Source organism: Borrelia persica No12, from assembly GCF_000500045.1.
Classification (GTDB): domain Bacteria; phylum Spirochaetota; class Spirochaetia; order Borreliales; family Borreliaceae; genus Borrelia; species Borrelia persica.
The window spans coordinates 1-979 of sequence record NZ_AYOT01000176.1 but is presented as its reverse complement, the minus strand read 5'-3'; the positions used below and the strand labels follow the sequence as shown (position 1 = coordinate 979).

The 979-nt window shown below is 28.3% G+C and carries 2 protein-coding genes; one reads left to right on the top strand and one right to left on the bottom strand.

The features are described 5' to 3' along the window. Positions 1-60: 60 nt before the first annotated feature. The gene (locus U881_RS12830) at positions 61-234 is read left to right on the top strand and encodes a hypothetical protein (protein WP_160164748.1); all 174 of its coding nucleotides are present in this window, start codon (positions 61-63) and stop codon (positions 232-234) included. Positions 235-394: 160 nt separating this feature from the next. Here U881_RS12830 and bdr read toward each other — a convergent pair. After that, the coding region (bdr, locus tag U881_RS13330) for a Bdr family repetitive protein (RefSeq protein WP_024653643.1) at positions 395-979 on the bottom strand (585 nt) is incomplete at its 5' end.

Genomic DNA, 979 nt, shown 5'->3' with positions numbered 1-979 from the left:
ATTTGCGATATTTAGCGAAAAGACTTATATATCAAGTGATATAGGCTTTGGAAAGCATATATGAGTGAAGAGGTGCAATCTAAGCGATTGGATGAAACAATAGTTAAATTTCCAATATTTATTCCTGAGAATTTTGATTATGTGTATGCATATCTTAAGGAGTGGGTTGCAAAGAAATATAGAGATAACCTTAATATAACAATTAAGCAGGTAGATGGGGGAATATTATTGTGAAACTAAGATAGGTTTCATATGACCTTTTCAGGAAAAGACAACAACAAGCTAAACTAGTTAAGGTCTCTAAAAAGGTGAAACTAGCAATTCCATAGAATTGTAGTGTTATATTTTAATTTATGTGAATTACTGTTTCTGTTATTAAATTAGAAATTCACATTTATTTACCAAAAACCGAATAAATAATAGAAATTAAAGCTAAGAAGATTCCTATATTAATTGTGATAATAGTACCAAACATCCACTTATGTAGTCTTGCTGTACTGTCAAATTTAGTTATATTGATGTCAATTTTTTTATCAAGTTCATTGAATTTAGTATCAAATTTATTATCAAGATCTTTGATATCCGACTTTAATTCACTTTTAGTGTTATCAATTTTTTTATCAAGTTCATTAAATTTAGTATCAATCTTAACGTTTAAGTTATTTTCGACGGTATCGATCTTATTATCAAGGTCTTTGATATCCGATTTTAATTCGCTTCTAACATTATCAATTTTATTGTCAAGTTCAGTGAATTTGGTATCAATTTTATTATCAAGATCAGTTTTAACAGCTAAAATTTCGCCTTTTAATACTTTTTCTAGCATTTCGAGTTTGATATCGAAGTTTTCTTTGAGATATTCGATATCTTTGTGGGTGAGCTCATTTCTGTAATATCTAAAAGACAAATCTTTAGCCACATCTTTATCCATCCCAACTTTAACGAGCTCAGAAAGTACCATTTTTTGAGTTATGATTGG